This is a genomic window from Congregibacter sp., assembly GCF_965660375.1.
In the GTDB taxonomy this organism is placed as follows: Bacteria; Pseudomonadota; Gammaproteobacteria; order Pseudomonadales; family Halieaceae; genus Congregibacter.
In genome coordinates, this window is the sequence record NZ_CBFHZO010000007.1 from 1 (window position 1) to 5,725 (window position 5,725).

Sequence of the window (5,725 nt, forward strand, 5' to 3'; positions counted from 1 at the left end):
CAAGCGCTGGCGAGCGGTATCCCTTCATTACAGTGGTTCGCGAGGACCCTGAAACCGTACGCCGACGGCATCATCGCCAGTGCCAGCTATCCGCTGAATACCAGCGTATTGGAGGGAGTGAACAACCGGATCAAAGTCATAAAGCGCATGGCCTATGGATACCGCGACATTGATTACTTCTTTTTAAAGATCCGCGCCGCTTTCCCCGGAAATATGCGATGAACCTTTTTTTTGCCCTGAAGTTTTTACTCGGTACCCCAAGTCCAAGCAAAGGTGATTGAGAACCTATCTGCGATGGATTCCCACAACATAACAAGCTGCTCCGGGCATACACAGCACTCTTCGAAACACCATTTATAGTAGGCTTGAGCGACGCACTTCCAGGCAGGACCATTGGGCATGGCGATATAACGTCGTGGCAACACGCTATCTTGTATTTGGTGCGTCGGGTTACATTGGCGGCAACCTTGTTCCCTACTTAATGGATCGCGGCGTTGATGTCCGCGCCGTCTCCCGGGACCGCGAGGTATTGGAAGCCCGTCATTGGACGGATGTGGAACTTGTAGAAGCGGATGCTCTTGACCCCGAGTCGCTGGTATCAGCGCTCGCGGAGATAGATATCGCCTTCTATCTGGTGCATTCCATGGCTGCGGGAAAAGACTTTGGCGCTCTCGATCTGCAGGCCGCTGAAAACTTCGCCCTCGCTGCCGCCGCCGCGGGTGTTCAGCGCATTGTCTATTTGGGCGGCTTGATACCCGACTCATCGTCCCTGGGAGAACACATAAGCTCCCGAAGAGACACCGGTGAAGTGCTTCGCGAGGGTGAGGTGCCGGTTACAGAAATTCGCGCAGGCATTATCATTGGTCCGGGGTCGGCAGCTTTTGAAGTTATGCGAGACCTGGCTCTCAATCTTCCCGTAATGATAACGCCCCGCTGGGTGCGCGCGACATCTCCACCCATTGCCCTTTCAAACCTTCTCGAATACCTCTGGGTAACAGCGCATGCAGGGGAAGCCGCGGGGCAGGTTTACGATGCAGCGGGACCGGAACACGTCGACTACACGAGCATGATGCGCGCCATCGCGCGCCTGGCGGGTAAACGCCCACCGCTCATTATCCCGGTACCGGTACTGACACCCACGCTGTCGTCCTACTGGCTGGGTCTGGTCACAGCGGTACCAGCGCCCATCGCCAGAGCACTCATTACCGGACTCAAACATTCCTTTTCTGCTGATGATGCGCTGCTGCGGCAAGTAGTGCCACAGCACCTGCTCACCATGGACGAGGCTATTGCTACGGCTCTTCGCCAGGAGCAGGAGCACCAAACCCTTGCCCGCTGGACCGATGGCAATTTTCAACTTCGTGGCCATCGTCATGACAACGCCTATTATTCCAAACACGCTGGTAGCAGCACAATTACCCGGGCCGACCCATCAGCACTTTGGAAGTTGATAACCAGCCTTGGTGGGCCACAACGCTATTACTACATGAACGGCCTGTGGCTAATTCGGGAAATCATGGATTGGATAGCCGGGGGACCGGGGCTCAGTCGTGGTCAACGTCGGGGCACGGAGCTGCGGCTCGGTGATCGTATCGATTACTGGACGGTCCTCGCTCTGCAGAAAGAGCGCAGTTTGACCCTGGATTTTGGGCTCAAAGCACCGGGCTCCGGCGCACTTGAGTTCCAGATAAATCCCCGCGACGACGGGGATACCGAACTGCGGATTACAGCGCACTGGCACCCCCGGGGCGTCTGGGGTCTGCTTTATTGGTGGGCGATGTTTCCCGCGCATCTTTTTTTGTTTCGCGGGTGGACAAAAAAACTGGCGATCCTCGCAGAGACCGGTAATCAATGAACAAGAAAGCGCAGGAAAACAACCTTCCCGAAAAACTCTTAGGTGTTTTACCGCGCGATTTACGCCAGCTTTTGGCCTTCGTGCCCAACCGCGGCTGGGGCGCCATCGAATGGCGTCCCCTACTCAAGCAAATGCGTCGCATCGGCTGGCAAATGACCTCGGGGGCAGGGGTCGCAGCGTTGACCCGAAGCATACCGCCGGTAACCGGGTTAAAAGTCGGAAAAACCACCGGGAAAGCGCTGACCGAACTGACGAAGGCCCAACGCAAGGCAGCGGGAGACAGCATACTGCGCTTTTACTTCACGCAGTTTCTTAATCCCCAGGGTATGTTCCTTGATCTGCGTTCATCGAGATTTCTAAAGCAGGGACGGGAACTCTATTTTCTACCCAGCGGTCTCCATGCCCGACTGGACGAAAAATTCCGCCTGGGCATGATCGATTTATACCGGGGTTTTTATAAACCGGATGGAACGCTTCTTGACCAGGCGCTCTACGATATGGGTTTTCTCAAAGACGATCTCAGTCCTCGCGAGGCCGACGAACTGCGGGAGCTGTTGCAGTCTCATTTTGGCAGCCAGCAGCGCTCCCAAGCCTTTTCAATGGAAAACTTCAAACGCTCTTTCGATGCGCTCTTCAATTTTTTTATCGACCATGATTATCGGCTGCGCAGCGACTTTGTGATGGTCGGTTTATATCTGATTACCCTGTACTTGGTACTTGAAGAGTTAGGAGAGTCCCACGACGTGAAGAGCATTTGCGAAAGCGTGTTGCTGGACGACCGTTAGTATCATAGAAAACGTGGTGGTATCGCACTCCTTAGAGGAGCTCGGACCTCGGGGTGCCCGCGCCGGATAGCCTCGCCCAGGCAGCCTTGGCAAATAAGTCAGCGTTGCGCCGAGCTCTCCTGCGGCACAACCAGCGCCCCGTCCGGCCCAAATTTGTCGAAGTGGTTCAGCACGCGCACGGCCTCGGCGGCATCGCCCCGAGACACGATAATCTCGCCGTCTTCAATGAGCGTCTCCACTGACGCCAGACCCAGGTAGACCCGGGCCCAGGTCTCTCCGGACAGTTCCAATACAATGTCGACGTCTCGCGGATACCTCGAAAAATCGTCAATGAACTCCGCAATCGCACGGCGCACGTGCAAACCGGCGCTCTGACCGCCCGGGAAGTCGAAACGCAGCACCGTATCCGTGTCGCCGCTCTTGACCGGGTCGATACGCACGCGGAAGTAATCCACAAAGGTGCCCGGGAATCTCGCAATGATCCCAGAACCCGGTGGCACGACAAGCGGCAACGCAACCTTGCCCTCCAGCGCAAGCGCCTGCGACAGGAAGTGGGCGCGGTTGTTGGCCCCCGTAGATACATAGGCCATCTGGCGAAGAGCCTGCGCCTTAAGGTGCCGTGCATCGGCGTCCAGGGGGTCGAGGCGATAAAGATAGTTCACCAACTGTGCCGCCCAGCTGTACTCCTTCTTCTCCATCGCCGCTTGCGCGGCTGCAAGGACCTTATCGCGCCCGCCCATGAGCGGCACGATGCGTTCGGCTTCATCCGTCGGCGGAACGGGCGCGAGATTGGCGGCATCGTTGTCGTACCAGCCGACCGCATGGTGGTAGATCGCCGGCGGATAAGAGGACACCTCGCCGTAGTTCTCAAGATTGTTGGGAACATCCCTCAGATACCCGGGCAAGCGGACCTGGTCACGCAAATCCTCCGGCCCTTGGCCATCGAGAATACCGCGCAGGGTCTGGTCCAGAACGTAACTCGCACCGTCAAGATACCCTTCCAGCCGCTCCTTGATTGCCTCCCGACCGACCACCGGACGGGAAGCCGAAGAGATCAGCACCTCGGGGCCGAGGTTGCGATTGAACTTGAGCCCCTCGATCCACTCGCGAGGGTCGCGAAAAACGTCGCCCCGCACGGAATAGAGTTGCGGCGGGCTGGACCAGAGCAGGGTTGTGAGCAAAATTTTCCGGTCCGGCAGCCACACGGTGGTGTGAACCTTGTCATCCGAACCGTAGCGGGTGAAGAACTGCATCTTCTGCCCCAGCACGGTCATCTCCTGACCATCCTCAACGGGTGTATTGACCGGCAAAAATGCCAGGGTGAAGTCTTCCGGGAATGTCGTGGGAACCACCCAGGCGTCCGGTCCCTCGCCGGGCATGAAGGCATTGAACTGCATCAGACCCCGGGCCGTAAGGTAAGGCCCGATCTCCGGAAAATACGCCGGAAACCCCGCGGCCTTCATGTTCGCCTCTACCACGGCGTTCAGGTTCGGATGGCCGATGACCGTCAGGTCGTCCTGCCCTTCGGCAAAAACGCCGGCACCAAAGCCCGTGTGCGAATGCCCGTAAATTATTGCGCGGATAGGCTTGGCACTGACCGTGCGGATCGCCTGCAGCAGTTTCTCGCCATCGTGTTTCGTATCGCCGGTGTCGAAAGCGATCAGGCCCTCGTCCGTATCGATGATCGAAATGGGCGCCAGGCCATAGCCGCCGAATACCCAGATACCCTCCACCGGCTCTTCAATGGTGGGCTCGGTCCATGCCACCTCACCGATACCGTCGAGGATACGCTTGTTGGCAATAGCGCCATTGGGCGCCTCGGCAAGCTCGACGGGGCCACCCATATAGGGCGTCGGTGGCAGCTGCGGTGCGTCCTGGGACCGCGCCACCGAGGCCAATGCGGTCAAGATTGTCGCGCCAGTCAGCAGCAGAATCCGGGGCATCCAGTGGCGGCGAGGCGCCTTGCCCCTAGACATGAGACGACACCAGAAAATCCGCATCCAGGTACTCAGGGTCGGGATACGAATAGAACCCCCGACCACTGAGCACGCCGGTGTAACCCTTGGCGATAAAGTTGTCCTCCAGGTAAGCGACGCACTGCGGATAAAGCGGATTATCCGGCTCCGCAGCAGCCAACAGGCGCCCAATGTTGCGCGACACCTCAAACCCCACCTGATCCAGAATACCCATGGGGCCCGGCGCGTTACCGTGGTTGATGATCATCCAGGAGCGATCGACATCCCGGTAAGTACTGACACCGGTTACCACCAGGGACAGGGACGCAAAAAGCCAGGGTATAAGCATCGTATTGACCAGATATCCGGGCTGCTCCCTTTCAATCCTTATGGGCACGAGCCCGGACTCTTTCGCAAAGCGAAGAACCTCTTCAAATACCGTCTCGTCCGTTTCCGGATGCCTCATGACTTCTGCGATCGGTCGTTCCCACATCGGCGGGGCGTAATGCATCGCCAGGAAACGGTCCGGCCGGCCGCTGAATGGCGCAATGACACTCGGGGCCAGGGTCGATGTGTTAGTCGTAAAAATGGTGTGCTCCGGGCTGAAGCGGGCGAGGTCTGCATAGATTTGCTGTTTGATCTCAAGCACTTCCGGCGCCGATTCCGTGACCAGATCAGCGTCCCTCGCCGCCGCCTCCAGATCCGAGCTGTACTGGATTCGCGCCAGACCAGCCTCGGCGGCGTGGTCACTCAAGGAGGGCCGGGCCGCACGGTAGGGCGCTACGTAGTCCCGATGGTGCTTCCGGCACGCATCAAGGGCCGCGTCGCTGATATCGTACTGCGTCACGTCATAGCCATTCATTGCGTAGTAGAAGCTCGCCTGGCTCCCCATAGTTCCGGCGCCGATGGCCAGTACTTTCTTAATCATGAGCTTCTCCTTGTTCGTGATTCAGGGCCCAGGGTCTGAAAGATGCCAGAGCTCACTAGGCCTGCTTCGGCGAAAGGAAGTCTGGATCCAGGTATTCGGGATCGGGATAGGAATAGAACCCCTGCCCACTCAACGTACCGGTGTACCCCTTGGCGATAAAGTGCTCCTCAAGATACTCAACACTCTTCCGGTGCTGGGGATT

At 57.9% G+C, this 5,725-nt stretch carries 5 protein-coding genes; 3 read left to right on the plus strand and 2 right to left on the minus strand.

Going from position 1 to position 5,725, the window contains the following annotated elements; all coding sequences use genetic code 11:
• From ACTG3T_RS00620 to ACTG3T_RS00630, 3 genes are all read left to right on the plus strand, one after another.
• On the plus strand, positions 1 to 222 hold a 222-nt coding region (locus tag ACTG3T_RS00620), incomplete at its 5' end, for a transposase (RefSeq protein WP_439100325.1).
• 193 nt (positions 223 to 415) lie between these two features.
• A complete protein-coding gene (locus tag ACTG3T_RS00625; protein WP_439100326.1) occupies positions 416 to 1,855 on the plus strand; it encodes a DUF2867 domain-containing protein in 1,440 nt (479 codons plus the stop codon).
• Complete coding sequence (locus ACTG3T_RS00630; RefSeq protein ID WP_439100327.1) at positions 1,852 to 2,640, plus strand: hypothetical protein; 789 nt, start codon at positions 1,852 to 1,854, stop codon at positions 2,638 to 2,640. The genes ACTG3T_RS00625 and ACTG3T_RS00630 overlap by 4 nt, the downstream gene beginning before the upstream one ends.
• A gap of 98 nt (positions 2,641 to 2,738) precedes the next feature.
• Here the strand turns inward: ACTG3T_RS00630 and ACTG3T_RS00635 are convergent, their stop codons facing one another.
• Positions 2,739 to 4,616, minus strand: a complete 1,878-nt coding sequence (locus tag ACTG3T_RS00635; RefSeq protein WP_439100328.1) for an alkyl sulfatase dimerization domain-containing protein — start codon at positions 4,614 to 4,616, stop codon at positions 2,739 to 2,741.
• Positions 4,609 to 5,523, minus strand: coding sequence for a 3-hydroxyacyl-CoA dehydrogenase NAD-binding domain-containing protein (locus ACTG3T_RS00640; protein WP_439100329.1), 915 nt, complete (start codon positions 5,521 to 5,523; stop codon positions 4,609 to 4,611). The genes ACTG3T_RS00635 and ACTG3T_RS00640 overlap by 8 nt, the downstream gene beginning before the upstream one ends.
• Between the last annotated feature and the right edge of the window lie 202 nt (positions 5,524 to 5,725).

Excerpts from the sequence above, each read along its gene's own strand:
- ACTG3T_RS00635 (WP_439100328.1), bottom strand. The coding sequence starts at position 4,616 with ATGTCTAGGGGCAAGGCGCCTCGCCGCCACTGGATGCCCCGGATTCTG.
- ACTG3T_RS00640 (WP_439100329.1), bottom strand. The coding sequence starts at position 5,523 with ATGATTAAGAAAGTACTGGCCATCGGCGCCGGAACTATGGGGAGCCAG.
- ACTG3T_RS00630 (WP_439100327.1), top strand. The coding sequence starts at position 1,852 with ATGAACAAGAAAGCGCAGGAAAACAACCTTCCCGAAAAACTCTTAGGT.